This is a genomic window from Psychrobacter sp. 1U2, from assembly GCF_051847575.1.
The window spans coordinates 1-960 of record NZ_JBPYDC010000578.1; the positions used below are offsets into that span (position 1 = coordinate 1).

At 40.2% G+C, this 960-nt stretch carries 2 protein-coding genes; both read right to left on the bottom strand.

Features of this window, described 5'->3' with window-relative positions:
- The coding region (locus ACS8FD_RS17380; RefSeq protein ID WP_439276768.1) for a uroporphyrinogen decarboxylase family protein at positions 1-212 on the bottom strand (212 nt) is incomplete at its 3' end.
- Between the two features lie 313 nt (positions 213-525).
- Positions 526-960 (bottom strand): PUA domain-containing protein (locus tag ACS8FD_RS17385; RefSeq protein ID WP_439276769.1); only part of this gene is annotated, 435 nt, incomplete at its 5' end.

Consider the following 960-nt stretch of genomic DNA (forward strand, 5'->3'; position numbering starts at 1 on the left):
TCCGTCGCTCGATCAGTGTCTCTGCACAAGCTCATGAAATCTCCAGCTTCTGCACGCGTTGACTTATACTCTGGTAAATAACGTCCAGCTTGGCGCATCATCCAGACAGGTGTGGTATCAATCGGCTCAAAACGCAGTGCCCGTATTAGTCTATCGTTTTTTAAAGGAGCAAATTTTGGCTGGGCTGTATTCGTGTTATTTGAGGCACTCATGTATAAGTCTCCAAAAGAGTACAATACTCATATTGTAATTATCATTGTAAAAATAAAAAATTAGGAAGCGTCTATTTGTTGATAAATAATAAATAGTCGCGTTTTAATTAAAACGTACATATGAATCAAAACATACATATAGTGAATGCCATAAAGATAAAATCTATTATGGCATTCGTTTTGATCTTGAAAAATATAGTGATACTTGTTGCTACTTATCTAAGTAATCTTAACCAATGGTCAGTATTATTTATAGACTGGCTATGTATCTATTATCTTACTACCGTAAGCTTGTCATTTTTAGCAGATATCATCACATAGACAATGCTAAGTTATCACGATGCACCATAACCACGCGTTCTTCTTTGTTGCCAAGGATTCTATCGAATTGTTCAGTACGCTCTCGAGCTACTCGGCGCGCATCATTAGAAGAGAAGTTCATCTGCCCTACCGCTAAACGCTCGCCTGTATCTTGATGAACAATTTCTACTACATCTCCTTCATCAAAATCACCGCGCACTTCTACCACCCCAACTGGTAACAAGCTCCTGTTGTGCTCTACTAATGCTTTAGCGGCGCCCGCATCAACGATCAAAGTACCTGACATACGTAAATGCGCGGCTAACCATTGTTTACGTGCAATAATTTTGTCGGCATCGTTAGTGGTTAATAGCGTACCGACAGCTTCACCAGACACCACACGAGTAATGACGTTATCAATAGCACCGCTTACGATCACGGTTGGGCA